This window comes from Hoeflea ulvae, from assembly GCF_026619435.1.
Lineage (GTDB): Bacteria > Pseudomonadota > Alphaproteobacteria > Rhizobiales > Rhizobiaceae > Hoeflea > Hoeflea ulvae.
The window spans coordinates 3,262,240-3,286,092 of sequence record NZ_JAOVZQ010000001.1; the positions used below are offsets into that span (position 1 = coordinate 3,262,240).

At 64.1% G+C, this 23,853-nt stretch carries 22 protein-coding genes and 1 pseudogene; 14 read left to right on the plus strand and 9 right to left on the minus strand.

Features of this window, described 5'->3' with window-relative positions; all coding sequences use genetic code 11:
- Positions 1 to 110: 110 nt before the first annotated feature.
- The 5 genes from OEG82_RS15495 to OEG82_RS15515 all read left to right on the plus strand — a co-directional run bounded on the left by OEG82_RS15495 (position 111) and on the right by OEG82_RS15515 (position 4,120).
- Positions 111 to 1,322: an NADP-dependent isocitrate dehydrogenase gene (locus OEG82_RS15495; RefSeq protein ID WP_267613292.1), complete on the plus strand. Its 1,212-nt coding sequence runs from the start codon at positions 111 to 113 to the stop codon at positions 1,320 to 1,322.
- A gap of 3 nt (positions 1,323 to 1,325) precedes the next feature.
- Positions 1,326 to 1,736: a hypothetical protein gene (locus tag OEG82_RS15500; protein WP_267613293.1), complete on the plus strand. Its 411-nt coding sequence runs from the start codon at positions 1,326 to 1,328 to the stop codon at positions 1,734 to 1,736.
- Positions 1,733 to 2,353, plus strand: coding sequence for a DedA family protein (locus OEG82_RS15505; protein WP_267613294.1), 621 nt, complete (start codon positions 1,733 to 1,735; stop codon positions 2,351 to 2,353). The genes OEG82_RS15500 and OEG82_RS15505 overlap by 4 nt, the downstream gene beginning before the upstream one ends.
- Positions 2,350 to 2,961 (plus strand): glutathione S-transferase family protein, encoded by a 612-nt coding sequence (locus tag OEG82_RS15510; RefSeq protein WP_267613295.1) that lies wholly within the window; start codon positions 2,350 to 2,352, stop codon positions 2,959 to 2,961. The genes OEG82_RS15505 and OEG82_RS15510 overlap by 4 nt, the downstream gene beginning before the upstream one ends.
- A gap of 178 nt (positions 2,962 to 3,139) precedes the next feature.
- Positions 3,140 to 4,120: a DUF1883 domain-containing protein gene (locus OEG82_RS15515; RefSeq protein ID WP_267613296.1), complete on the plus strand. Its 981-nt coding sequence runs from the start codon at positions 3,140 to 3,142 to the stop codon at positions 4,118 to 4,120.
- Positions 4,121 to 4,312: 192 nt separating this feature from the next.
- Here OEG82_RS15515 and alaS read toward each other — a convergent pair whose 3' ends face one another.
- Positions 4,313 to 6,967 carry an alanine--tRNA ligase gene (gene alaS, locus OEG82_RS15520; protein WP_267613297.1) on the minus strand — a complete coding sequence of 885 codons (2,655 nt, stop codon included), beginning with the start codon at positions 6,965 to 6,967 and terminating at the stop codon, positions 4,313 to 4,315.
- Positions 6,968 to 7,171: 204 nt separating this feature from the next.
- On the minus strand, positions 7,172 to 8,257 hold the full coding sequence (gene recA, locus OEG82_RS15525) for a recombinase RecA (RefSeq protein ID WP_267613298.1): 1,086 nt from the start codon (positions 8,255 to 8,257) through the stop codon (positions 7,172 to 7,174).
- 244 nt (positions 8,258 to 8,501) lie between these two features.
- Between recA and OEG82_RS15530 the strand changes: the two genes are divergently transcribed.
- Genes OEG82_RS15530 through OEG82_RS15540 form a run of 3 tightly spaced genes read left to right on the plus strand, consistent with a single transcriptional unit; the run spans position 8,502 to position 10,661 of the window.
- On the plus strand, positions 8,502 to 9,467 hold the full coding sequence (locus OEG82_RS15530) for a PfkB family carbohydrate kinase (RefSeq protein WP_267613299.1): 966 nt from the start codon (positions 8,502 to 8,504) through the stop codon (positions 9,465 to 9,467).
- Positions 9,464 to 10,387 carry a pseudouridine-5'-phosphate glycosidase gene (locus tag OEG82_RS15535; RefSeq protein ID WP_267613300.1) on the plus strand — a complete coding sequence of 308 codons (924 nt, stop codon included), beginning with the start codon at positions 9,464 to 9,466 and terminating at the stop codon, positions 10,385 to 10,387. The genes OEG82_RS15530 and OEG82_RS15535 overlap by 4 nt, the downstream gene beginning before the upstream one ends.
- A gap of 43 nt (positions 10,388 to 10,430) precedes the next feature.
- Complete coding sequence (locus OEG82_RS15540; RefSeq protein ID WP_267613301.1) at positions 10,431 to 10,661, plus strand: BrnA antitoxin family protein; 231 nt, start codon at positions 10,431 to 10,433, stop codon at positions 10,659 to 10,661.
- A 36-nt stretch (positions 10,662 to 10,697) separates the two neighbouring features.
- Here OEG82_RS15540 and OEG82_RS15545 read toward each other — a convergent pair whose 3' ends face one another.
- Entirely contained in the window at positions 10,698 to 11,918 is a 1,221-nt protein-coding gene (locus OEG82_RS15545; protein ID WP_267613302.1) for an MFS transporter, read from the minus strand.
- 68 nt (positions 11,919 to 11,986) lie between these two features.
- Here OEG82_RS15545 and OEG82_RS15550 point away from each other — a divergent pair, with 68 nt between their 5' ends.
- Entirely contained in the window at positions 11,987 to 12,418 is a 432-nt protein-coding gene (locus OEG82_RS15550; RefSeq protein ID WP_267613303.1) for a helix-turn-helix domain-containing protein, read from the plus strand.
- A gap of 105 nt (positions 12,419 to 12,523) precedes the next feature.
- Here the strand turns inward: OEG82_RS15550 and OEG82_RS15555 are convergent, their stop codons facing one another.
- Both OEG82_RS15555 and cckA read right to left on the minus strand, forming a co-directional pair.
- Complete coding sequence (locus OEG82_RS15555) at positions 12,524 to 13,171, minus strand: YiaD family glycine zipper/OmpA-like lipoprotein (RefSeq protein WP_267613304.1); 648 nt, start codon at positions 13,169 to 13,171, stop codon at positions 12,524 to 12,526.
- Positions 13,172 to 13,356: 185 nt separating this feature from the next.
- Complete coding sequence (gene cckA / locus OEG82_RS15560; protein ID WP_267613305.1) at positions 13,357 to 15,969, minus strand: cell cycle histidine kinase CckA; 2,613 nt, start codon at positions 15,967 to 15,969, stop codon at positions 13,357 to 13,359.
- 297 nt (positions 15,970 to 16,266) lie between these two features.
- Between cckA and OEG82_RS15565 the strand changes: the two genes are divergently transcribed.
- A complete protein-coding gene (locus OEG82_RS15565; protein WP_267613306.1) occupies positions 16,267 to 17,310 on the plus strand; it encodes a flagellar biosynthetic protein FliO in 1,044 nt (347 codons plus the stop codon).
- Positions 17,311 to 17,414: 104 nt separating this feature from the next.
- Here the strand turns inward: OEG82_RS15565 and dksA are convergent, their stop codons facing one another.
- Positions 17,415 to 17,834 carry an RNA polymerase-binding protein DksA gene (gene dksA / locus OEG82_RS15570; protein WP_267613307.1) on the minus strand — a complete coding sequence of 140 codons (420 nt, stop codon included), beginning with the start codon at positions 17,832 to 17,834 and terminating at the stop codon, positions 17,415 to 17,417.
- Between the two features lie 293 nt (positions 17,835 to 18,127).
- Between dksA and OEG82_RS15575 the strand changes: the two genes are divergently transcribed.
- From OEG82_RS15575 to OEG82_RS15590, 4 genes are all read left to right on the plus strand, one after another.
- Positions 18,128 to 18,661, plus strand: coding sequence for a SixA phosphatase family protein (locus OEG82_RS15575; protein ID WP_267613308.1), 534 nt, complete (start codon positions 18,128 to 18,130; stop codon positions 18,659 to 18,661).
- Between the two features lie 139 nt (positions 18,662 to 18,800).
- Positions 18,801 to 20,273 (plus strand): YcjX family GTP-binding protein, encoded by a 1,473-nt coding sequence (locus tag OEG82_RS15580; protein WP_267613309.1) that lies wholly within the window; start codon positions 18,801 to 18,803, stop codon positions 20,271 to 20,273.
- The gene (locus OEG82_RS15585) at positions 20,270 to 21,385 is read left to right on the plus strand and encodes a YcjF family protein (protein ID WP_267613310.1); all 1,116 of its coding nucleotides are present in this window, start codon (positions 20,270 to 20,272) and stop codon (positions 21,383 to 21,385) included. Before OEG82_RS15580 ends, OEG82_RS15585 begins: the two co-directional genes overlap by 4 nt.
- Before the next feature lie 93 nt (positions 21,386 to 21,478).
- Positions 21,479 to 22,012, plus strand: a complete 534-nt coding sequence (locus OEG82_RS15590) for a hypothetical protein (protein ID WP_267613311.1) — start codon at positions 21,479 to 21,481, stop codon at positions 22,010 to 22,012.
- 36 nt (positions 22,013 to 22,048) lie between these two features.
- On the opposite strand, the pseudogene folK reads toward OEG82_RS15590, so the two are convergent.
- The 3 genes and pseudogenes from folK to folP all read right to left on the minus strand — a co-directional run bounded on the left by folK (position 22,049) and on the right by folP (position 23,803).
- Positions 22,049 to 22,571: pseudogene (folK, locus tag OEG82_RS15595) on the minus strand (2-amino-4-hydroxy-6-hydroxymethyldihydropteridine diphosphokinase).
- Positions 22,564 to 22,932, minus strand: coding sequence for a dihydroneopterin aldolase (gene folB / locus OEG82_RS15600; RefSeq protein WP_267613313.1), 369 nt, complete (start codon positions 22,930 to 22,932; stop codon positions 22,564 to 22,566). The pseudogene folK and the gene folB overlap by 8 nt, the downstream one beginning before the upstream one ends.
- On the minus strand, positions 22,925 to 23,803 hold the full coding sequence (folP, locus tag OEG82_RS15605) for a dihydropteroate synthase (protein ID WP_267613314.1): 879 nt from the start codon (positions 23,801 to 23,803) through the stop codon (positions 22,925 to 22,927). Before folP ends, folB begins: the two co-directional genes overlap by 8 nt.
- Positions 23,804 to 23,853: the final 50 nt, after the last annotated feature.

Below are 23,853 nucleotides of genomic sequence, written 5' to 3' on the forward strand. Positions count from 1 at the left end.
CGACAGGCTGTCAGCATGTTGTGCGCGTGCGCGGCTTTTGTTATGAGATGCGCCAACTGAACGGGCGGCATCCGCCTCCCCCGACAACCCCCTCAAAAGGTCAATCAAGCATGGCAAAGATCAAGGTAGCAAACCCGGTCGTCGATCTCGACGGCGACGAGATGACACGCATCATCTGGCAGTTCATCAAGGAAAAGCTGATCCTGCCCTATCTTGATCTGAAGATCGATTATTACGACCTGTCGGTGGAATACCGCGACGAGACCGACGACCAGGTGACCATTGATGCCGCCAACGCCATCAAGAAGCACGGCGTCGGCATCAAGTGCGCCACCATCACGCCGGACGAAGCCCGCGTCGAGGAATTCGGCCTGAAGAAGATGTGGCGTTCGCCCAACGGCACCATCCGCAACATTCTCGGCGGCGTGATCTTTCGCGAGCCGATCATCATGAAGAACGTGCCGCGTCTGGTTCCCGGCTGGACCAAGCCGATCATCGTTGGTCGTCACGCCTTCGGCGACCAGTACCGCGCAACCGATTTCAAGTTCCCCGGCAAGGGCAAGCTGTCGATCAAGTTCGTCGGCGATGACGGCGAAACCATCGAGCACGATGTGTTCGACGCGCCGTCCGCAGGCGTGGCCATGGCGATGTACAACCTTGATGATTCGATCCGGGATTTCGCCCGCGCCTCGCTCAATTACGCGCTGCTGCGCGGCGTGCCGTGCTACCTGTCGACCAAGAACACCATTCTCAAGACCTATGACGGCCGCTTCAAGGACCTGTTCCAGGAAATCTTCGATGCCGAGTTCAAGGACAAATACGAGGAAGCCAAGATCTGGTACGAGCACCGCCTGATCGACGACATGGTCGCTTCCGCGCTGAAATGGTCCGGCGGCTATGTCTGGGCCTGCAAGAACTATGATGGCGACGTCCAGTCCGACATCGTCGCCCAGGGTTTTGGCTCGCTCGGCCTGATGACCTCGGTGCTGATGACCCCGGACGGCAAGACCGTGGAAGCCGAAGCCGCCCACGGCACCGTCACCCGTCACTACCGCCAGCACCAGAAGGGCGAGGAAACCTCGACCAACTCGATCGCCTCGATCTTCGCCTGGACCCGTGGTCTCGCCCACCGCGCCAAACTCGACGACAATGCCGAACTGGCAAAATTCGCCGATACGCTGGAGCAGGTCTGCATCCAGACCGTGGAATCGGGCTTCATGACCAAGGATCTGGCGCTGCTCATCGGTCCCGATCAGCCCTGGCTGTCGACCACCGGTTTCCTCGACAAGATCGACGAGAACCTTCAGAAGGCCATGGGCTGATTGATGGCCGCCGGACCTGTCGTCACGCTCAAGAAGCTGTGGCGGCACAACCGGTGGCTGACATTGTCCTTTCTGATCACATTGACGCTGGCGCTGGTGTTCATCATCCGCGCCGGCGTTTTTTTTGTCTATTGGCAGAACCATGCCGATGAGCCGATCGAAGGCTGGATGACCATCCGCTATGTCGCCCGCTCCTACCGGGTGGATCCGAAAATCGTCCACGCCGCCGCGGGCCTTGCCGAGGCAGGTCCGGACCGGCGGCCGCTGATCCGCATGGCCCGTGACCAGGGCCTGCCGCTCAACACGCTGGCGACATCGATCATCGAGGCGATCGAGGCCGACCGCGCAGCCCGTGGCGTGGCCAACAGCGAGCTGCCGGATCCCGACATTCCCGACACCTCCGGCCAGCCATGACCGGGCAAGTGCTCGATTATCTGGCGCTGTACGGCGTGCCTGCAGCCGCGTTCCTGCTTGCCATCGGCCAGTTCGGCGTACCGCTGCCCACCTCGCTGGCGCTGCTGACCATCGGCGCGCTTGCCGCCAATGACGATGCCGATCTGTTCACAGCCTTTGCCTGGGCGCTGACCGGCGCAACCCTTGGTGATCAGGCGGGCTTTCTGGCGGGACGCTTCGTGATCCGCTCCGCCGGCGACCGACGCGGATTTCTTGGCGGCCTCGCCCGCAAAGCGCAGGCGGCCGAACCGCGCATGGCCAAATGGGGGATCAGCGGCGTCTTCTTCAGCCGCTGGCTGCTCACCCCGCTCGGGCCCGCCTTCAACATCGCCAGCGGCGTCATCGGCCTGCCCTGGCCGGCCTTCAGCCTGTCCGCCCTGGCCGGGGAATGCCTGTGGGTCTGCATCTATATCGGTCTGGGCTTCACCTTCGGCTCCAACATCGAAATGCTGGCCGGCATTCTCGGCAACCTGTCGATGGCGCTGGTCATGCTGACGCTGGCAGCCTTCCTCGGCTGGCGGCTGCTCAAGGCGGTCCGCAAGCTGCAGAAACGACCCAACCGGACAAGGCCATCATGACAGCCGCCCGCGAAATCCCCTCTGTGACGCTGACCGGCGCCGATTACAGCGTCTACACCCGCATTGCCCGGATCGCGCTTGATCTCAAGGGCGTCCGCTTCCGCTTCGAGCCGCTGGATGTCTTTGCCGAGGGCGGAACCGGAAAGGCCCGCCTTGCCGGTCATCCCTTCGGCAAGATCCCGGTCCTGCGCCACGGCGATCTGACACTGTTCGAGACGCTGGCCATCACCCGCTATATCGACCAGGCCTTTGACGGTCCGCCGCTTGAGCCGGCCGAGCCGGCCGGCCGCGCCCGCATGAACCAGATCATCTCGGTCGTCGACACCGCCGTCTATCCGGTCCTGGTCTGGGGGCTTCATGTCCCCAGATCGGAAGGCCGCGAGCCGGAGCCGGAGACGATCGCCGAGGGCCGCAAGGTTCTCTCCGTGCTGGAGGATCTTGCCGGCGCCCCCTGGATCTGCGGCAGCACGCCCTCGCTGGCCGATGCCTATCTGGCCGCCACAATGGATTATGTCCTCGACAGCGCCGCCGGCGACCGGCTTTCCCGAGACGCGCCGCGGCTGTGGGACTGGTGGCAACGCGCAGAGGCCCTGATGCACGAATCCTGACCGGGAAACGCCCCTTTTCACGACCAGTGGCCGGTTGCCGCGCGGCCTTTTTTGACCCGGCCAGCCCCCTGCAGGATCGAAGCATGGGCCGCATTTGCCGTAAAATTCGGCGAATCCGTTCAAATACCAGGCGAAAATGACGCCAATCAACAAAGCCTTAACCGGCGACTGGCATCACTTGCCGCAGAAGATTGGCGAGGGTTTTGTTTTGGGATTGTCCCCACGCTACAAATGTTATCATTTGGGCAAACAGGCGGCAGGCACCGTCGTCGAGGTCGTGTTGTCCTGCGTCAACAATGTCCGCCTGATGGATCACGCCAATTTCCTGCTCTACAGCGAAGGCAAGACCTTCCAGTTCATAGGCGGGCGGACTGAAAAGTCGCCGGCCCGTCTCGCCATCCCGAGAACAGCCAATTGGCACATCGTGGTCGACAGGGTCGGCTTTCAGGCGCTTTCGGATTCCAATGTCCGCACCATCCCGCCCAAGGGCGCCAAACCGGCGGCACCGCTGCTTGCGCCCGGAACCGGAAACGCCGCCCCGGCGGCCGCAGCCGGCAGCCAGGCAGCGAGGCCGACATCGGAAGCAGACGTGCTCACCCGCATGCTCAACGAGCTCAACACCTACAAGCAGATCGCCAATACCGACTCGCTGACCGGTCTGGCCAATCGTCGCGCCTTCGATGCCCGGATGACGCAGATCTTCAGCGATCCGAAGAACCTCGCCGGGACCGCGCTCATTCTCACCGACATCGATCATTTCAAGTCGTTCAATGACCGCTTCGGCCATCTCGTCGGCGACCGCATTCTCAAAAGCGTCGCTGAGGCCATTCGCGGCAGCCTGCCGAAGGCCGCCTTTTCCGCCCGCACAGGCGGTGAGGAATTCGGCATCATCGTCCAGGTGACCAGTCCCGACGATGCCTTTGACATTGCCGAGCTGGCGCGGCGTGCGGTCGAAAGCACCTCTTTCACCCATCAACCCGGCGCCACTGAGGGCAGCAAGATCACGATTTCGCTGGGACTGTGCATGGCCGGCCAGTCCCTGTCGCTGGAAGATCTCTACATCAAGGCGGATCTCGCCCTGTATGGCTCGAAGAATGATGGCCGCAACAGGACCAGCGTCTACCAGGACGACATGCAGGACAATTCCACACCGGCGTAACGCCGGCTGCAGCATGCATCCACAGGCCAGACCGCCGGGTAACCCGACCGAACCGGTCTGTTGTCGTGCCGGCAAGACACCCAAGCCTTCGAAGACACAATCGGCTTCAAGAGAATCGCGCGTCCCGGCCATGACCTCATGCATAGGACTTGGAAGCGCCCTGCGCCTGACGCAGGGCGTCTGCCGTCACTGTCAGCTGATGGCCGCAGCCACCGCGTCGATCGCCGCATCGGCATTGACACCGTCCGGGCCGCCGGCCTGGGCCATGTCAGGCCGTCCGCCGCCGCCCTTGCCGCCAATCGCCTCCGACGCAGCCCGCACCAGATCCACCGCCGACAGCCGCGACGTCAGATCTTCGGTGACCCCGACCACGACACTGGCCTTGCCGTCGTCGCTGACGGCAACAAAGGCCGCAACGCCCGAGCCGAGCGAGGTCTTGGCCGCATCGACCAGGCCCTTGAGATCCTTCGGCATCACGCCGGTGACCACCTTGCCGAGGAATTTGACGCCGCCGATGTCGCGGCTTTCATCGCCACCGGCACCGCTGCCGCCGAGCGCCAGCTTCTTGCGCGTTTCCATCAATTCGCGTTCGAGCTTCTTGCGCTCGTCCATCAGCGCCTCGACGCGCGCAGCGACATCGCCCGGCTGCACCTTGAGCAGCGCTGCCACCTGCTTGAGTTTTTCGTCCTGCTCGGCCAGATGCCGCCGCGCAGCATCCCCGGTCAAGGCCTCGATACGGCGCACCCCGGAGCTGACCGCGCTGTCGGACAGCACCCGCACCAGGCCGATATCACCGGTCGACGCCACATGGGTGCCACCGCACAATTCGACCGAATAGGGCCGGTTGGCCTTGTCGCCATGCGTGGCCGTGCCCATCGACACCACCCGCACCTCATCACCATATTTCTCGCCGAACAGCGCCATGGCGCCCTCTGCAATGGCGTCGTCGACGGCCATCAGCCGGGTTTTCACCGGGCTGTTCTGCAGGATGATCTCGTTGGCCATGTTCTCGACCACAGCCAGCTCCTCGGCCGTCATCGGCTTGTTGTGGGAGACGTCGAAGCGCAGCCGCTCAGGCGCCACCAGCGAGCCCTTCTGCGCCACATGGGTGCCCAGCACCTCGCGCAGGGCCTCGTGCAACAGATGCGTGGCCGAATGATTGGCGCGGATTTTCGACCGCCGGCCATGATCGACCACCAGCTGCGCCACCGCGCCCCGCTTGACCGTGCCCCTGGTCACCCTGGCCCGGTGCACCCAAACGCCCTCGCCGCGCTTTTGCGTGTCGGTGACTTCGAGTGCAAAACCCTCACCCGAAATGGTGCCCTGGTCGCCCATCTGGCCGCCGGATTCGCCGTAGAACGGCGTCTGGTTGACCACCACATCGACCTGGTCTCCGGCCTCTGCCGTCTCGACCTGGGCGCCATCGCGCACCAGCGCCAGGATCACGCCCTCGGCCATTTCGGTGTCATAGCCGAGGAAATCGGTGGCACCGACCTTGTCCTTGATCTCGAACCAGATTGTCTCGGTCGCCGCATCGCCCGATCCGGACCAGTGCTTGCGGGCCTCGGCCTTCTGCCGTTCCATCGCCGCCTTGAACGCATCGGTGTCGACATCGACACCGCGCGGGCGCAGCGCATCCTGGGTCAGGTCGAGCGGAAATCCGTAGGTGTCATACAGCTTGAAGGCTGTCTCCCCATCCAGCCGGTCGCCCTCGCCAAGGCCGGTGGTGGCTTCGTCCAGCAGACCCAGGCCCCGCTCCAGCGTCCTGCGGAAGCGGGTTTCCTCGAGCTTCATGGTTTCCGATATCAGCGCTTCGGCCCGGTGCAGTTCCGGATAGGCCCGGCCCATCTCGGCGACAAGTGTCGGCAGCAGCCGGTACATCAGCGGATCCTGGGCGCCGAGCAGATGCGCGTGCCGCATGGCGCGGCGCATGATCCGCCGCAGCACATAGCCACGGCCGTCCTTGGCCGGCAGCACGCCGTCGGCAATCAGGAAGGCCGAGGAGCGCAGATGGTCGGCGATCACCCGGTGGCTTACCCGGTTCTTGCCCTCGGCCGGAACACCTGTGGCGTCTTCCGACGCCGTGATCAAGCGGCGGAACAGGTCGATGTCGTAATTGTCATGCTGGCCCTGCAGCAGGGCGGCGATGCGCTCGAGCCCCATGCCGGTATCGATCGACGGCCGTGGCAGATCCACCCGTTCGTCGGCGCTGATCTGCTCGAACTGCATGAACACCAGGTTCCAGATCTCGATGAAACGGTCACCATCCTCATCGGGCGAGCCGGGAGGTCCGCCCGGGATATGGTCGCCGTGGTCGTAGAAGATCTCGGAACAGGGACCGCACGGGCCGGTATCGCCCATTGCCCAGAAATTGTCATTGGTCGGGATCCGGATGATCCGGTCCTCGGGGATTCCGGCGATCTTGCGCCACAGCTCGAAGGCCTCGTCATCGGTGTGATAAACGGTGACGAGCAGGCGGTTCTTGTCGATTCCAAATTCCCTGGTCAGCAGGTTCCAGGCCAGCTCGATGGCGCGGTCCTTGAAATAGTCGCCAAAGGAAAAATTACCCAGCATCTCGAAGAATGTGTGGTGGCGCGCGGTGTAGCCGACATTGTCGAGGTCATTGTGCTTGCCGCCGGCGCGCACGCATTTCTGCGACGTGGTCGCCGTCGAATAGGGCCGCTGCTCAAGGCCGGTGAAGGCATTCTTGAACTGCACCATCCCGGCATTGGTGAACATCAGGGTCGGATCATTGCGCGGCACCAAGGGGCTCGACGCCACGACCTCGTGATCGTTTTTCTTGAAATAGTCGAGAAAAGACGACCGTATCTCGTTTACGCCACTCATGATCAACCCTTTGTCAGATAACAGCCAGTGCCCGTCGGGGGCGCAATTGTCACATCCGCTGTGCAACTGGCGGACCGCCGCTTTTATCGCTCACCCGGTTGCCTGTCCAGACGGCAGCGGCCGCAGTCAAAACAAAACCGGCCGCCAGCCCGGCATGGACTGGCGGCCGGCTCTCAGGCCAGCAGGCTCACGCCTGGCTCGATCCTACATTTCGGCAGTTTCGGCGCCGCCGTCATCCTTGCCGTCGGCTTCGAGGAACTTTTCGGCAATCAGGCCGGCATTCTGGCGCAACAGCAGCTCGATCTCGTCGGCCACGGCCGGATTGTCGCGCAGGAACTGCTTCGAGTTCTCGCGCCCCTGCCCCAGCCGCTGGCTGTTGTAGGAGAACCAGGCCCCGGATTTTTCGACGATACCGGCCTTGACGCCGAGATCGACCAGTTCGCCGACCTTGGAGACGCCCTCGCCATACATGATGTCGAATTCGACCTGCTTGAAGGGCGGCGCCATCTTGTTCTTGACCACCTTGACCCGGGTCTGGTTGCCGACCACCTCGTCGCGGTCCTTGACCGAGCCGATGCGGCGGATGTCGAGCCGCACGGAGGCGTAGAATTTCAGCGCATTGCCGCCGGTCGTGGTTTCGGGCGAACCGAACATCACGCCGATCTTCATGCGGATCTGGTTGATGAAGATCACCATGCAGTTCGAACGCGAGATCGAGGCGGTGAGCTTGCGCAGCGCCTGGCTCATCAGGCGCGCCTGCAGGCCGGGAAGGCTGTCGCCCATCTCGCCCTCGATTTCGGCGCGCGGCGTCAGCGCCGCAACCGAATCGATGACCAGCACGTCGATGGCGCCGGAACGGACCAGGGTGTCGGTGATTTCAAGCGCCTGCTCGCCATTGTCGGGCTGCGAGATCAGCAGGCTTTCGAGATCGACGCCCAGCTTGCGGGCATAGACCGGGTCAAGCGCGTGCTCGGCATCGATAAAGCCGCAAATGCCGCCCTTCTTCTGGGCTTCGGCTATGGTCTGCAGCGCCAGCGTGGTCTTGCCCGAGCTTTCCGGGCCGAAAATCTCGATCACCCGGCCGCGCGGCAACCCGCCGATGCCGAGCGCGATGTCGAGTCCCGGGGAACCGGTCGGAACCGTTTCGATCTCGACCACGCCCTCATTGGCGCCGAGCTTCATGATCGAACCCTTGCCGAACGACCGTTCGATCTGGGAAAGTGCGGCGTCCAGCGCCTTGCTTTTGTCCACGGATTTTTCCTCTACCAGTCGCAAAGAGTTCTGTGCCATTTCGTCCACCTTTAGGTTATCGTGCCATCGCAAGCAATAAGTACACCGTGATTGGGTTTGTACTCTATTTGTTCCAGTTGCGCAAGCCCCACCCAACGCGTTGTAAAACAATGAGAAACATATCCATGTTCCATTTTTGTTTCATCCATCCGATAAATTCCTTCGCATCTCCGGATCGCGCGGTTCGGCACAACGCGTCCGGCCTGGCGATTCGGTCCGGCGCGATTGCGCCGGGGATATAGCCATGGCCAGCATCCTCGTCATCGGCGGCGCCCATATCGACCGCAAGGGCTGGCTTTCCGTCCCGCATCGCGCCGGCGCCTCCAATCCGGGCCGCTGGGAAACCGAAGCCGGCGGCGGCGCCTTCAATGCGGCGCGCAATCTCGCGCGCCTGGGTCACGACGTCTGCCTCGTCGCCCCGCGTGGCGGCGATGCGGCGGCCGATCTGGTTGCCCAGGCCGCCGAAGATGCCGGCATCGAGGATTGCCCCCTCACCTTTCTCGATCGCGCCACGCCGAGCTATTCGGCGATCCTCGAACCAGACGGCAATCTGGTTACCGCGCTGGCCGACATGGCGCTCTATGATCGGGTGCCGGCGGGGCGGCTGCTGACCTCGCGGTTGCGCAGGCGGCTGGCTGCCGCAGAGCTGCTGCTGGTTGATTCCAACCTGCCCGAAAGCGCGCTGGCAGCGCTGGCCGAGGCAGCCTTTGCGCGCGGCCTGCCGCTGGCCGTCATTGCCGTCTCGCCGGCCAAGGTGGTGCGCTGGCGCTCGAGCCTTCCCAAGATCACGGTCCTCGCCATGAATGCGGCGGAAGCCGCCGCGCTTGCGGGCCGGCAAGCAAAGACACCACAGGAGTGGCCGGAGCTTCTCGCCCTTGCCGGACTTTCCGGCGGGCTGGTCAGCGACGGCGCCGGCCCGGTCACGGCCTTTGCCGCAGGCCAAGTCCTTGTCAGCCAGCCCCCCGCGCTCGACCGGCTCATCGATGTCGTCGGCGCCGGCGACGCGCTGGCCTCGGGCTATCTCGACGGGGTGCTGGCCGGCGGACCGATCGAGGCCAATCTCAAGCGCGGGATCGCTCTGGCGCGGCTGACGGCGGCAAGTCGCGGTCCCGTGCGCAGCGATTTGTCCCCCGCCCTGCTTGCGCAGGCGCTTGCCGGCATGCCAAAGCCGCATCCAAGTCACAGTTCAGTTCAGGAGCATCACGCATGACCGGGTCCATCAAGATCGAAACCACGCAAGAGGTCGCCGACGCCCTGGCGCAGGGCCGCCCGGTCGTGGCGCTCGAATCGACCATCATCACCCACGGCATGCCCTGGCCGGGCAATCGCGACATGGCGCTGGAGGTCGAGGCGGTGATTCGGGCCGAGGGCGCGGTGCCAGCAACAATCGCGATCATTGACGGCCGCCTGCATGCAGGCCTTGACGAGGCCGCGATCACCAAGCTGGCGCAGGCCAGGGACGTGATGAAACTCTCCCGCGCCGATTTCGCCTTTGCGATTGCCCAGGGCCGCACCGGCGCCACCACGGTGGCCGCCACCATGATGGCCGCGCATCTGGCCGGCATCCAGGTCTTTGCCACCGGCGGTATCGGCGGCGTACACCGCGGTGCGGAAGAAAGCTTTGATATCTCCGCCGATCTCGAGGAACTGTCCCGCACGCCGGTCATCGTCGTCTCGGCCGGCGCCAAGGCCATTCTCGACATCCCCAAGACTCTGGAAGCGCTCGAAACCCGCGGCGTCCCTGTAGTAGCCTTTGGCCAGGACGAGATGCCGGCCTTCTGGTCACGCAAGTCCGGCCTCGCCGCCCCCTTGCGGCTCGATAATGCAGCATCGATCGCCCGGTTCGAAGCCACCCGCCAGGAGCTCGGCAGCCATGGCGGCATGCTGATTGCCAATCCGGTGCCTAAGGCCGACGAGATCCCGGCAAGCGAGATCAACCAGCATATCGAAGCAGCATTGGCTGCAGCCAGGGCGCAAGGCATCGAGGGCAAGGCGGTCACGCCTTTCCTGCTCGGCGAGATCCTGACGCTCACCGGTGGCGCCAGCCTCAAGACCAACATCGCGCTGGTGCTCAACAATGCCCGCCTCGCCGCCCGCATTGCCACGGCGCTGACGGCCGCAACAAAATGATCGTCAGCGGTCTCCTGTCGTCAATTCGCAAAGGATATCTCCGATGAAGCCAACACGACGCACCGGCAACGCCTTCGACCGGGCCGAGGCCGCCTTCAAGTCCGCCACCAGCAAACCCGTCGAAGCCGCCCCGAAACCCAGAACCGTGCCCGAAGGCAAGGAACTGGTCTCCGTGCGGCTCGACCGTGCGGTGCTCGAGAATTTCCAGGAAGACGGCCCTGGCTGGCAGGACCGCATCAATGCCGCGCTGCGCACAGCCGCGGGGCTTGATTAGCCAGTCGCCGGGCGCGTTGTGCCCGGTCGGAGCTGATCATGCCTGATCCGGAAGCGGCCGCAGCGTGGCGGCGCCTGCCACCGCGGCCAATCCGGCCAGAACCGCAAATCCGCCCGCGGCAGCATAAAAAACCGGATCATAGCCAAAGGCGGCAATGGCCGGGATGCTGGCGAAGGGCGAGGCAAACTGGCCCAGGAACATCGTCGAGGTCATGATGCCGCCGACAATGCCGCGGCGCTGCACCGGCGCCAGCTGCAGCGCGATGGCGATGAAGATCGGCGTGACCATGGCATAGCCGGCGCCGATCAGGCTGCCGCCGGCCAGCAGCAGCCAGAACTGCCCGCCTTCGGGCAGCAGCGCAAATCCCAGCGCCATCAGCCCGAAGCCCGCCGCATAGCCGCCCAGGTCGCCGATCCGCTGCTTGATGCGGCTGTAAAGCAGCGCCGTCAGTCCACCGGCACACATCAGCACACCCAGATAGGCGCCGGTGGTTGCCGCGCTGTCATAGCCCAACGCCACGGCAAAGAACGGGATCTGGGTCGGGTTGAGGAAGAACACCATGGCCGTGAGCATCTGCAACCCGGCAAGCCCCAGGATCGGCCACAGCCATGGTCTGGGCGCTGGATCAGAGCCTGTCTGCCGGGCCGCGTCCGTTGCCCCCTCCTGTCGCGGCACATCCCGGACCGTGTGCCAGACAAAGGGCAGGTAGAGGATCGCCAGCCCGTAGATCGCAAAGGGCAGCCGCGGCGCGATCGACGCCAGCAGTCCGGCCAGCAGGATGAAGCCCATGCCGCCGAAATTGCGCGCCGAGACCTGCAAGCCCATCAGCGCGCTGCGCCGCTGTCCGGTAAAATAGTCGCCGACCAGCGCCGTCTGCGAGGTCATGATCATCGCAACCGCCACGCCCAGCGCCAGCCGGCTGGCAAAGATCCATTCCAGGTCCGGCAGAAACAGTCCTGCCGGGCCGGTCAGCACAAACAGCATCAGCCCCGCCAGCAACAATGGCCGGCGTCCGAAGCGATCGGTCGCAACTCCGGCAAACGGCGCGGCCAGCACCACCGCCAGCGAGGGCGCAGGCACCAGCAAACGGGTCAGCACCTGCGCATTGGGACTGCCGGCAAATTCGGCCTCCAGCCCCGGCAGCGCCGGGCTGATGGTGGCATTGGCCATGATCACCAGACTCGCCGCCAGCAGCAGCGCAATGGCCCGCGGCTCGCGCCAGACCGGGTGTCTTGTATTCTCGGAAAGTGTTTTCATGCGGGATCCTCTTGGAATTTGTTCCGTCTCGAGGCACTCTACGAATTCAAGTCAACTTGAGGTCAAGCATGAAAATTCTCGACATCGCGGACATTGCCAGCGGCGCCGGTCTGCCGCCTTCGACATTGCGCTATTACGAGGAAATCGGGTTGATAAGCTCGATCGGCCGCCACGGCTTGAGACGGCAATACGAGCCCGAAACGCTGATGAAACTGTCGCTGATCGCGCTCGGCAAAGCGGCCGGCTATTCGCTGCAGGAGATTGCCGGCATGTTCGGCAAGTCGGGCGAGCCGGTGCTGTCGCGCCCGGACCTGCATGCGCGGGCCGATCAGCTCGAACAGCAGATCCATGAGCTGACGGTGCTCAAGAACGCCATCCGCCATGTTGCCGACTGCCCCGCGCCCTCGCACATGGAATGCCCGACCTTCCGCCGCCTCATCCGCCTGGCCGGCAAGCGCAGCCCGGCCAAACGCAAGCCGCCGCGCCGGTCAGGCCGGTAGCCACGATATAGTGTATCGGGCTGAACGACCGTGCTGTGAATAGAAAAAGGCCCGGCAGCGTCAGCTACCGGGCCTGATGGTCTTGAGTGATTGCAGCGCTACTGATCAGCTCAGCGGCGAAATCTGGATTTCGACGCGGCGGTTGGCGGCGCGGCCCGCATCCGTTGCATTGTCCGCAATCGGACGGCTTTCGCCAAAGCCCTGGGTGTAGAACCGGCGCGGATCGTTGCCCTGCGAGATCAAATAGCTCGACACCGACTGGGCCCGCTGCTGCGAAAGCGTCAGGTTGTGGCTGTCAGAACCGGTCGAGTCGGTATGGCCGGCGACATCAACCAGCGAACGGTTGAATTTCTGCAGCACCAGCGCCACCGAATTCAGCGTCGGATAGAACTCCGGCTTGACTGCCGACTGGTCGCTGTCAAAGGTGATGTTGGACGGCATGTTGAGAATGATCTTGTCGCCCATGCGGGTCACCGAAACGCCGGTGCCCTGCAACTGCGCGCGCAACTGGTTTTCCTGCTGGTCCATGTAACCGCCGATGGCGCCACCGGCGAGTGCGCCAACGCCGGCGCCGATCAGCGCGTTCTTGCGATCATCGCCGCCGGCAAGCGTGCCGAGAGCTGCGCCGCCGAGAGCGCCAAGCGCGGCCCCGCCGGCCAGATTGGAGACCTTGGACTGGCCGGTATACGGATCGGTGGTGCAGCCGGATACGAAGACTGCAGCCAGCGCCGCGATCAAAAGTTTGGTTTTCATGATGGCCCCTCTTGGCAATTCGGAAATTCGAGTTCTAGCGGAAAATGCGGCAGGATGATGAATATTTCGTCACTCCGCCCTGCCCCGGCTCTCTCCACGCCGGGCACCGGCCCGTTCGGTATGGTTACCGGGCTGCGGCACAAGAGCCGTCTGAAACAGGTCCGGCCCTGTAAGGCGGCCTTGCCTCAGGCGTCCAGCATCTCGCGCACCGAGGTCGCCAGTTGCTTGAGCGAGAACGGTTTTGCCAGGAAGCCGAACTTTGCGTCGGCGGGCAGGTTCTTGGCAAACGCGTCCTCGGCATAGCCCGAAACGAAGATGAACTTCATGTCGGGATAGTCCTTGCGCAGCTCGGTCAGCAGCGTCGGACCGTCCATTTCGGGCATCACAACGTCAGAGACCACGATGTCGACCTTGCCTTCGAGCTCGGCCAGCACTTCCAGCGCTTCCACACCGGTTCCCGCTTCATGCACCTCGTAGCCGCGGGCTTCGAGCATGCGCTTGCCGCCGCGCCGCACCGCTTCCTCGTCCTCGACCAGCAGCACCACCGCCGAGCCGCCGGTGAGGTCCTCGGGCCCTTCGGTGGCGGCTTTGGCCAATTTTGCATCGGCGCCGGCTTCAATCAGCGCCTCAGCCTCGGCGGCCGCCGCCTTTTCGGCCTCGTCCTCGATATGGCGTGGCAGGAACACGCGGAAGGTCGTGCCCTTGCCGAGTTCCGATTCCGGGTAGATGTAACCGCCCGACTGCTTGACGATGCCATAGACCATCGACAGCCCCAGACCGGTGCCCTTGCCGACATCCTTGGTGGTGAAGAACGGCTCGAAAATCTGCTCCATCACTTCAGGCGTGATGCCGGTGCCTTCATCGGTGATTTCGATCAGCACATATTCGCCCGGCACCATGCCGCGGTAATTCAGCTGCTCGGTTTCCGCAGTCTCGACATTGCGGGTCCGCACCGTGATGGTGCCGCCTTCGGGCATGGCATCGCGTGCATTGACCGCCAGGTTGATCAGCACCTGCTCGAACTGTCCCAGATCGGTCTTCACCGGCCACAGATCGCGGCCGAACTCCAGCACCAGCTTGACATTGCTGCCGATCAGCCGGTCGACCAGCATCCGCAGATCACCGATCACATCCGTCATCGACAGCACTGTCGGGCGCATCGTCTGCTTGCGCGAGAATGCCAGCAACTGCCGCACAAGCACGGCTGCGCGGTTGGCGTTGCGCTTGATCTCGATCAGATCGGCAAAGCTCGAATCCGCGGGCCTGAGCGACATCAGCAGGTGATCGGCCGACAGCAGGATCGCGGTCAGCACATTGTTGAAGTCATGCGCAATGCCGCCGGCCAGCGTGCCGACCGCATTCATCTTCTGGGTCTGCGCCATCTGCGCCTCGAGCGCCTTCTGCTCGGTGGTTTCCACCGCATAGATGATGGCCGTCTCTTCCGGCGCCTCTTCCGAATGCTCGATCACGGCATTGACGTAGAAGCGGAAATGCCGCTCCTCGTCGTCGGCCCTGCGGCTGTCGATCGGCGCGATATCGCCCTGCTTGTCGGCGGCCTGTCGGATCGAATCCTGAAAGGCCAGCCGGTCGTCCTTGCGCAGCACCGTCTCGAACAATGTGCCGCGCTCCATGTCGTCGCGCGTCACCAGCCCGTTGAACATCTGCAGGAACGGGCCGTTGGTGCGCAGGATCTTGCCGTGCCCGTCCACCGAGGCAATCGCCATCGGGGTATTGTTGAAGAACCGGGTGAAGCGCATTTCGGCATTGGCCGCATCCTGGGTGTCCGCGCCGCCGTCCTCGCGGTTGATGACAATGGTCCGGCTTTCGCCGGGCGAGCCATCGCGTGTGGCGGTGACCCGGTGCACCAGCCGCACCGGCAGGCTCTGGCCATTGGACTTGAGCAGATCGAGATCGAGCTGGGCGGTGCGGTTGAGGCCCGGCTCGGCCTGCACCGATTCCACCAGCGCCATGCCCGCACCCGCCACCAGTTCGCGCAGCTTGACCTTGCCTGGCGTGAAGGCGGTCAGGTCCATGCCCAGCCAGTCGGCCAGCGTTGCATTGAGATAGACGATCTCGCCGTCCCTGCCGGCGGAGAAAAAGCCGACCGGCGCATGATCGAGATAGTTGATGGCGTTCTGCAGCTCCTTGAACACCAGCTCCTGCTCGATGCGCTCATGGCTGATGTCGGACAATTGCCAGGCCATCAGCCTGGCGGCGCCATCGCCCTCGCCCGAGGTGATCGGCCGGCCGCGCAAGCGGTACCAGTGGCCGGCGCCGGCGGTTTCCTGCGCGGCCCCCAGCGGCTGCGTCATGCGGAATTCTTCCTGTCCGTCACGGCCCTCGCGCATGGCGTTGGTGAGCCGGTACACCGCCTCGGCGGATTCGCGGTGGCGCGACAGGATCGACTCGATCGACTGCACATCCGCCGCATTGGTCGAGCCGGTGAGCACGCCATAGGCGTGGTTGGCATAGATCACCCGGTCCTTGTCGTCGGTCACCAGGGTGCCTTCGGGATGGGTGTCGATGAAGGCGCGGGCGAGCGGATCCGCCGTGGCCTTGGGCATCACCGCGACAAAGCCGATCACGGTGGAGACAAGAAAGAAGATGCCGACCACTGCCAGCACGCCGAGAAGGCCGAGCATCAGGTCATTGTTGAGCCTGTCCTTGAACAGGAAGAACACCACCGAGGCGCCGACCATCACCAAAGCAAGGAAAACCAGCCTCGACACCGAGCGTGGTTTGGCGCTTCGGTCAACAAGAGCCGCCGGAGTCCCGGTCGCTGGGGTCGTTTCACTCATCAATCACTCTTTCGTCCCGCCACGGATCCGTCCGGTATGAATCATATTCCGACAACCATGGAAAGCCAAAACACCCGCCACGACAACCGGGCAGTCAGGTTACCCCCGCAAAAACTGCATTCTGCCGCGTCCGGGCACCGGCCCAGACGCCACGAGACAGCACACAGCTTGGGAAAACCCCTGCTTCCGGCTTGTGGTATCGTCCGAAAAAACGTCAAATGCAAACATGCCCGGGCCAAATGGGGCGAAATAGCTCCAGGCCGGGCGGCCACCAGCTGGCAAACAGGAGGGCACCGGATGCCGGACAATATTCTTGGCGGTCAGGGAGCAACGCTTTTGATCGCCGTTATCGTCGTTGCGGTGGCTCTGCTGGCTCTTGTCGGGGTATTCTGGCTGATCCGCAACCGGGCGGCCTCGACCTTCATCCGCGGCGGCAAGAACCGCCAGCCGCGCCTGGCCGTGCTTGATGCGGCCGCGGTCGACACCCGCCGCAGGCTGGTTCTGATCCGGCGCGACGATGTCGAGCATCTCGTGATGATCGGCGGCCCGACCGACATCGTCATTGAAAGCCGCATCATGCGTCCTGACAGTGTCGCCGGTGCCCAGCCACACCAGCCCGCCCGCCCCGAACCGTCACCGCAGTCGGAAGCTGCGCCCAGACCCGCCGAATTTGTCCAGCGCACACCGGCCTCGCGTGTACAGCCGGCACCCCGGCCCGCGCCGGAACGCCCGGCAGCCTCGGCAGCGCCGGACCCCGCGCCGTCGCGCACCGCTGCGCCAAGACCGGCAGTACTGCCCGCCGCCCAGACCCGCTGGACCGAGCCGGTGCCGTCCCCGCAGGCGCCAGGCCGGCCCGCACCGGCGGCTGCACCTGCAGCCGCCGCCACAGTCGCCGCAGGTGCAGCCGGCAATCTCCGCACCGAGGCCAGCAAGGCGCTGGAAAGCGCCAGAACCCGGGTGTTCGAGGAGCCGAGTTTCGATGAAGCCACCTTTGACGAGCTGACCCGGGGTCTCGACAGCGAACCCCTGCCAACATTTACCCCCCGGACGCCGGTCGAGACACCCGAGCATGTCTATGAGCCCGCGCCGCAGCGTCAGACGGCACAGGCGTCCAGCGCAGCCGGAACTGCCCAGCATGATTTCGAAGCCATGCTCGCCGAGGAAATGGCGGCAGCCCTTCCCGGCGACCCGGAAGACGACAGCCAGACCGATCCTCCGCTTGCGGCCGACCGGACCGAGGATGACGAGCTGCCCGAGGTCCAGCCGGAAACGCGCCGGAGCCGGATATCTCTCGAAGAGGAAATGGAGCAGCTGCTCGGCGATTTGTCACGCAAGCGCTGACGGGCGCCAGGGTCCGCATCACCGGCGCCACATCCAAAAACACCCGCCAGCATGCTGGCGGGTGTTTTTTTCAGGTCTGGTATCAATCCTTGCGGTAGATCGCCCTATTCGTCGCGATAGACTTTCTCGCGGCGCTCATGGCGCTCCTGCGCCTCGATCGACAGGGTTGCGATCGGGCGGGCATCGAGCCGTTTCAGGCTGATCGGCTCGCCGGTCTCCTCGCAATACCCGTAGGTACCCTCTTCGATGCGTGTCAGCGCCGCATCGATCTTGCCGATCAACTTGCGTTGCCGGTCACGGGCGCGCAGTTCGATGGCGCGATCTGTTTCGGACGATGCGCGATCAGCCACATCGGGGTGGTTGGAACTTTCCTCCGCGAGATGATCAAGCGTCTCGCGAGCCTCTTTGAGGATGTCATTGCGCCAAACAGTCAACTTGGCCCTGAAATAGGCCCGTTGCTGGGTGTTCATGAAATCCTCGTCTTCCGAGGGCACATAGGAGGAAAAATCGATGTCTTCACTCATGACGATTCTCCCGGCTAAGACATTCGGGGGCTGTATAACCAGAGGCTTGCATCCGTACAAGCTGTAAATTTCCCGATCAACGCAATTTCATCCATCTGTCAAAAACCATGCAGGGAATTGAAAAAGACGCGTTATTTGCGTCCTCAAGATTGGCAATCCCGCCACGCAATGCCCATCTCATTGCCTCCCGGTCCCCGCGAAAGGCGTTCCATGCGCACATCTGTTTTCATGCTGCACTGCACTTTGGGCTTTCGGCGAATTGTAGCATCCGCACAAATGCTTAAACTCACCCAATGAGCCAGACTCCGCCAACCGCCCTGCGCGTCTTCATTGTCCGCCATGCCCACGCAGTCTGGGCGATGCCGGGCACCCGTGATTTTGACCGGCCGCTGGATGATCGCGGACGCGAGGAGGCAGCCCGGCTTGCCGCCACCCTCACCGTCAACGGTTTCGACCCGGATCTGATCTTCTGCTCGAATGCCCGTCGCTGCATCGAGACTCTCGCCATCCTGCTGGAGCGTGACACGTCCCGCCCGCGCATCGTGCACAGCGACGCGCTCTATGCGTCGGGCTACAAGGCCTATCTCGATGCCATCGGCTCCGTGCATGACGACGCCGTCCAGTCGATCATGATCATCGGCCACAACCCGATGGTCGAGGAGACCGCCCATGCACTGTTCGAGCATGATGCGTCGGCCTATGAAGAAGCGCTTGGCATGGGCTTTCCCACCGCCGGCCTGCTGATCCTGGACTGCCCGGAAAAGGGCGAAGGCGCCGTCAATGGCACCGCCCGTTTCGTCGGCCTGCTGTCGCCGGTCGACGCCTGATCCGGCGCTCGCCGATGCTCTTGAGCACCTTGCAAACCGCGTCCTGTGCGGCCGACCCGTCTGATGCCGCAAGACGGGGTCCTACCAAAGCAGCCTCGTCTCACCTATATCTGCATGAGCCATTCAAAGCAGGATCAATGTGTCAAATTCCATCACCACTCTGACCGACGAAGCGCTGATCGCGTTTGACACCCTGACCGATCGCGCCGCCAATCTGATCCAGCCGACCTTGCGGCTGGGCGTCACCGGGCTGTCGCGGGCGGGCAAGACCGTGTTCATCACTGCGCTGGTGCACAATTTGCTCCATGGCGGCCGCCTGCCGATGTTTCAGGCCGCCCATTCCGGCCGGCTTGCCCGCGCCTTCCTCGAGCCGCAACCGGACGACGCGGTGCCGCGGTTTCAATATGAGGACCATGTGGCGCGGATGATCAGCGACCGGCTCTGGCCGGATTCGACCCGCGCCATTTCCGAGCTGCGCCTGACCATCGAATATGAATCGGCCAGCGGCTGGAACCGCTTCTTCTCCGGCGGCAAGCTCTGTCTCGACATTGTCGACTATCCCGGCGAATGGCTGCTCGACCTGCCGCTGCTCGGCCAGGACTTCTCCGAATTCTCGCTCAACGCCACATCGCTCGCCCGCTCGCCTGTGCGCACGGACCTCGCTGCACCCTGGCTCGAAAAGGCGCAGTCCATCGATCCGCTCAAACAGGCCGACGAGGCCGATGCGCGCGAACTGGCGCGGCTCTTCACCGATTACCTGCGGGCCTGCAAGCAGGAGGAGCGCGCGCTCTCCACCCTGCCCCCGGGACGCTTCCTGATGCCCGGAGATCTCGACGGATCGCCGGCGCTGACCTTTGCCCCGCTGCCCAACCTGCCCGACACCTCCGCCCCCAAGGGCTCGCTGATGGCGATGATGGAGCGCCGCTACGAGAGCTACAAATCGGTGGTGGTCAAGCCGTTCTTCCGCGAGCATGTCGCCCGGCTGGACCGTCAAATCGTCTTGATCGACGCCATGCAGGCGATGAATGCCGGCCAGGAGGCTGTAATGGATCTCGAGCGCGCGCTGTCGGACGTGCTCTCCTGCTTTCGCCCCGGCAGCGGCAACCTGCTCACCAATCTGGTCTCGCGCCGGATCGACAAGGTGCTGATCGCCGCAACCAAGGCCGATCACCTGCACCATGAAAGCCATGACCGTCTCGAAGCGATCGCCCGCCGCATCGTTGACCGCGCAGTCGCCACTATCGGCGTCAATGGCGCCAATATCGAGGTGCTGGCGCTCGCCGCGGTACGGGCCACCCGCGAAGCCACAGTGCGCCAGGACGGCGAGGAACTCCCGGTGATCGTCGGCACCCCGCTCAAGGGCGAGCGCATCGGCGGCGAGCTGTTCGACGGCAACCGCAAAACAGCCATATTTCCCGGTGACTTGCCACGGAATCCGGATTCATTCTTCGAAGCCGTTGATTCACACTCTCAGCCGATAGTGCCGGAGATCAACATCGTCCGCTTCCGCCCGCCGCTGATCGAGGAGAGCGATACCGGCGTCAAGCTGTCGCTGCCGCATATCCGGCTCGACCGGGCGCTCGAATATCTCATGGGAGACCGGCTGGCATGACCGACCACGATGCTTCCGAGCCGGTGCGCAAGCCGCGCGCCTTTACCGTCGATGACCCGCCGCGCAGGAAAGCCGCGCCGGACGCCGGAGCCAGGACGACCGACAAACCGCGCAAGCCCGCGGCGATCCCGGTCACCGTGGCAGTGACGATGTCCGAGGACGACCCGTTCATGCCGCCGCCCGACAATCTCGACGCGCTGACGCCACCGCCGGCATCGCCGCGGCCGCGACGGTTCACTGCCGGAAAACTGCTGACCGCCAGCCTCGGCTTTCTTGCCGCCCTGGCGATCGGGGTCTGGACCGACACGCTGATCCGCAGCCTGTTCGAGCGCCTGCCCTGGCTCGGCTGGGCAGCCTCGGTCGCCGCCGCGATCGCCGTCGTCGCGCTGCTGGCGCTGGCGATCAGGGAATTCACCGGCATCCGCCGCCTGACCAAGGTCGCGAGCCTGCGCCAATCCATTGCCGCCAAGACCGGATCCGCCACCGCCGTGGAAGCCCGCGCCCTTGCCGGCGAGGTCACCGCCCTGGTCGCCGCCAATCCGCTGACCGCGCGGGGCCGCAAGAACCTCAAGAGCCTAGACGATGAAATCATCGACGGGCCGCATTATCTGGCCTTTGCCGAGCGCGAACTGATGACGCCGCTCGACCGCCAGGCCCGGCAACTGATTGTCAACGCCGCCCGCCGTGTCTCCGTGGTGACCGCGATCAGCCCGCGCGCCTTCGTCGACCTTGCCTATGTCGGCTATGAGGCGATCCGGCTGACCCGCGCGATGGCCGAACTCTATGGCGGGCGCCCCGGCACGCTGGGCATGATCCGGCTGTTTCGCGATGTCATTGCCCATCTCGCCGTCACCGGCGCCATCGCCGCCGGCGACAGCCTGATCCAGCAGGTGGTCGGTCACGGCATCGCCGCCAAGCTGTCGGCGCGGCTGGGCGAAGGCGTCATCAATGGCCTGATGACGGCGCGAATCGGCATCTCCGCCATGGATCTGTGCCGCCCGATGCCGTTTAAGACGCTCAAACGCCCCGGCATCGGCGACTTTATGTCCGTCATCGCCGCTGCGGCGGCCAGGGATGGCGACCCGAAAACCGCAGCCGGGGGCAAATCCTGAAATAGGACTTGCGGAAATCGCGGCGCCGATTACTCTCCATTAACCATTCGAAGTCATTTTGAGGCTTCATTTCCAGCCGCACAGGTGTGCCCCATGTCCTCGAAATTTCGCATTCTCTCGCTTTGCCTTGCGGTCACCGCTGCGGTCTGCGCATCACCCTCGGTGGCGCGTGACAAGGACTCGGTCTTCTTCGAATCCGTCGCCGGCGTCTGGAAGGGCCCGGGCGAGATTGTCGCCGGGAAATACAAGGGCACGAAATTTGTCTGCAACCTGACCGGCGATCCGAACAATCTGACCTCGGCCGGCATCACGCTGGATGGCTCCTGCCGCGTCGGCGTCTTCAATCAGAAGATGTCCGCAGTGATCACCCGCAAGGGCAAGAGCTACACCGGCCGCTTCCTCGACGGTTCGGCAGGCGACGGTCTCGACATTGTCTCCGGCAAGGTTTCGGGCAACCGCGCCGTCATGGGCATCAACCGCAAGACATTGAACGGCGCCATGATCGCCAGCCTCAACGATGCCGAGACGATGAATGTGACGATTTCGGTCAAGGTCGGCAAGCAGATGGTTCCGGTCATCGGCATGACCCTCAAGCGCGGTGCTCAGAAGCTCGCCAGCGGCGGCTGACTCTGGTCAGCGCGACCTGGGGCCATGGCAATCGGCTTATTCTTCGCCCTGCCACCAGTCACCGGCCTGGCTCAGCGCCTCGATGCCTTCGGAATCCACCAGGCTTGACCAGTCATCGATGCTCTGCAGGTTGACGATCGCCCGCGGCGCGATGTCGGCCAGCGGCACCATCACGAAGGCGCGTTCGGTCATGCGCGGATGCGGCACCGTCAGGTCGGCGTGATCGGACAGAAAATCCCCATGCAGCAGCACGTCGAGGTCAATCGTGCGCGGTCCCCAGCGATCGGTGCGAACCCGGCCAAGCTGCAGCTCTATCTCGAGACACACTTTCAGCAGTTCATGCGGATCGAGCCGGGTCTCCACCAGCGCGCAGGCATTGTGAAACCATTCCTGGTCGGTCTTGCCCCAGTGGCGGAGTCCGGTAAAGACGGGAAACAGTGCGCAGCTTGATGTCACCATGCGCGTCGAGCAGCTTCAGCGCCCGCGCCATGGTCCGGCGCGGATTGCCGATATTGCCGCCCAGCCCGATCGCCGCAATGACCGTCCTGGCCTCAGGCACGGTGTTCAACCGTCACTTCGACATGATCGAGAATGCCCGGCACCGCCGCACTGGGCTTGCGCACCGTGATGCGCGCCAGCCGGATCTGTGAAAACCGGGAAGTCAGCGCCTTGGCGATGTCGAGCGCCAGCGCCTCGATCAGATAGCGGCGCTTGCCGGTCACGATCTCCTCGATCACCTTGAACGCCACACCGTAATGAACCGTGCCCTCGATCGAATCCGTTTCCAGGGCGTCGTTCTGGTCCACTTCAAGCTCGGCATCGACAAAGAAGCGCTGGCCGAGGAATTCCTCCTCGTCATGCACGCCATGGCGGGCGAAGAACGCGCAATTAGCGAGACGGATGGTGTAACACTCAGCCATGACCGGGCTCCTTTTCGCGGCTGCTTTGAACCAAAGCGTCGGCAACCGCAAGGCCGTCCATGTTGAAAGCCACATTGTGCACCCGAAACATCGCCGCTCCGGCCAACCGCAAGATCACGCTTGTGGCGGTCGTCCCAACGTCGCGCCCCGCTGCCTCCCGCCCGGTCAGGCCGCCGATGAAGCGTTTCCGCGAGGTCCCCGCCAGCAGCGGCAATCCCAGCCGGTGCAGCTCGGCAAACCGGGCCATCAACTCGATATTGTCATCGGCGTCCTTGGCAAAACCGAAGCCCGGATCAAGCAGGATCTGCTCATCACTGATCCCGGCCTTGCGGGCAATCTCCAGCGAGCCGGCGAACCAGGCGAACTGGTCATCGACCAGATCCGGCAGGCAGGCGCGCTCGCGCCCGGTATGCATGATCGCCACCGCCGCACCGGCATCTGCGGCGACCTGCGCAATCTCCGGCTCGCGCTGCAGCCCCCAGACATCATTGATCAGATGCGCGCCGGCAGCGAGCGCCAGCCGCGCCGTTTCCGCCCGCCAGGTATCGACCGAGACGAGCATCCCTCCCCGGTGGCACAGGGCCTCGATCACCGGCATGATCCGGCGCTGCTCGTCCAGGGCCGAAACCGGCTCGGCGCCTGGCCGGGTTGATTCCCCGCCGATGTCGACAATGTCCGCGCCGGCCGCAACCATCGCCAGCGCCGCAGCCACGGCCGCGTCGGCCTCGGCGTGCAGCCCGCCGTCGGAAAACGAATCCGGCGTGACATTGACAATGCCCATCACTTTCGCGCGCGGACCCAGCTCGATCACGCCATTGCGCGCGAGCTTGAGCAGTCTGGGTTCAAAGGCATTGTCGGGAGGCAGCTGCATCGAAAGGTTTTCCTCATGCCTGTGGCAATTTGACTCCGGCTTGCTGTTGC

Coding starts and splice junctions, on each gene's coding strand:
- OEG82_RS15495 (WP_267613292.1), top strand. CDS start 111: ATGGCAAAGATCAAGGTAGCAAACCCGGTCGTCGATCTCGACGGCGAC.
- OEG82_RS15500 (WP_267613293.1), top strand. CDS start 1,326: ATGGCCGCCGGACCTGTCGTCACGCTCAAGAAGCTGTGGCGGCACAAC.
- OEG82_RS15505 (WP_267613294.1), top strand. CDS start 1,733: ATGACCGGGCAAGTGCTCGATTATCTGGCGCTGTACGGCGTGCCTGCA.
- OEG82_RS15510 (WP_267613295.1), top strand. CDS start 2,350: ATGACAGCCGCCCGCGAAATCCCCTCTGTGACGCTGACCGGCGCCGAT.
- alaS (WP_267613297.1), bottom strand. CDS start 6,967: ATGAGTGGCGTAAACGAGATACGGTCGTCTTTTCTCGACTATTTCAAG.
- recA (WP_267613298.1), bottom strand. CDS start 8,257: ATGGCACAGAACTCTTTGCGACTGGTAGAGGAAAAATCCGTGGACAAA.
- OEG82_RS15530 (WP_267613299.1), top strand. CDS start 8,502: ATGGCCAGCATCCTCGTCATCGGCGGCGCCCATATCGACCGCAAGGGC.
- OEG82_RS15535 (WP_267613300.1), top strand. CDS start 9,464: ATGACCGGGTCCATCAAGATCGAAACCACGCAAGAGGTCGCCGACGCC.
- OEG82_RS15540 (WP_267613301.1), top strand. CDS start 10,431: ATGAAGCCAACACGACGCACCGGCAACGCCTTCGACCGGGCCGAGGCC.
- OEG82_RS15545 (WP_267613302.1), bottom strand. CDS start 11,918: ATGAAAACACTTTCCGAGAATACAAGACACCCGGTCTGGCGCGAGCCG.
- OEG82_RS15550 (WP_267613303.1), top strand. CDS start 11,987: ATGAAAATTCTCGACATCGCGGACATTGCCAGCGGCGCCGGTCTGCCG.
- OEG82_RS15555 (WP_267613304.1), bottom strand. CDS start 13,171: ATGAAAACCAAACTTTTGATCGCGGCGCTGGCTGCAGTCTTCGTATCC.
- cckA (WP_267613305.1), bottom strand. CDS start 15,969: ATGAGTGAAACGACCCCAGCGACCGGGACTCCGGCGGCTCTTGTTGAC.
- OEG82_RS15565 (WP_267613306.1), top strand. CDS start 16,267: ATGCCGGACAATATTCTTGGCGGTCAGGGAGCAACGCTTTTGATCGCC.
- dksA (WP_267613307.1), bottom strand. CDS start 17,834: ATGAGTGAAGACATCGATTTTTCCTCCTATGTGCCCTCGGAAGACGAG.
- OEG82_RS15575 (WP_267613308.1), top strand. CDS start 18,128: ATGAGCCAGACTCCGCCAACCGCCCTGCGCGTCTTCATTGTCCGCCAT.
- OEG82_RS15585 (WP_267613310.1), top strand. CDS start 20,270: ATGACCGACCACGATGCTTCCGAGCCGGTGCGCAAGCCGCGCGCCTTT.
- OEG82_RS15590 (WP_267613311.1), top strand. CDS start 21,479: ATGTCCTCGAAATTTCGCATTCTCTCGCTTTGCCTTGCGGTCACCGCT.
- folB (WP_267613313.1), bottom strand. CDS start 22,932: ATGGCTGAGTGTTACACCATCCGTCTCGCTAATTGCGCGTTCTTCGCC.
- folP (WP_267613314.1), bottom strand. CDS start 23,803: ATGCAGCTGCCTCCCGACAATGCCTTTGAACCCAGACTGCTCAAGCTC.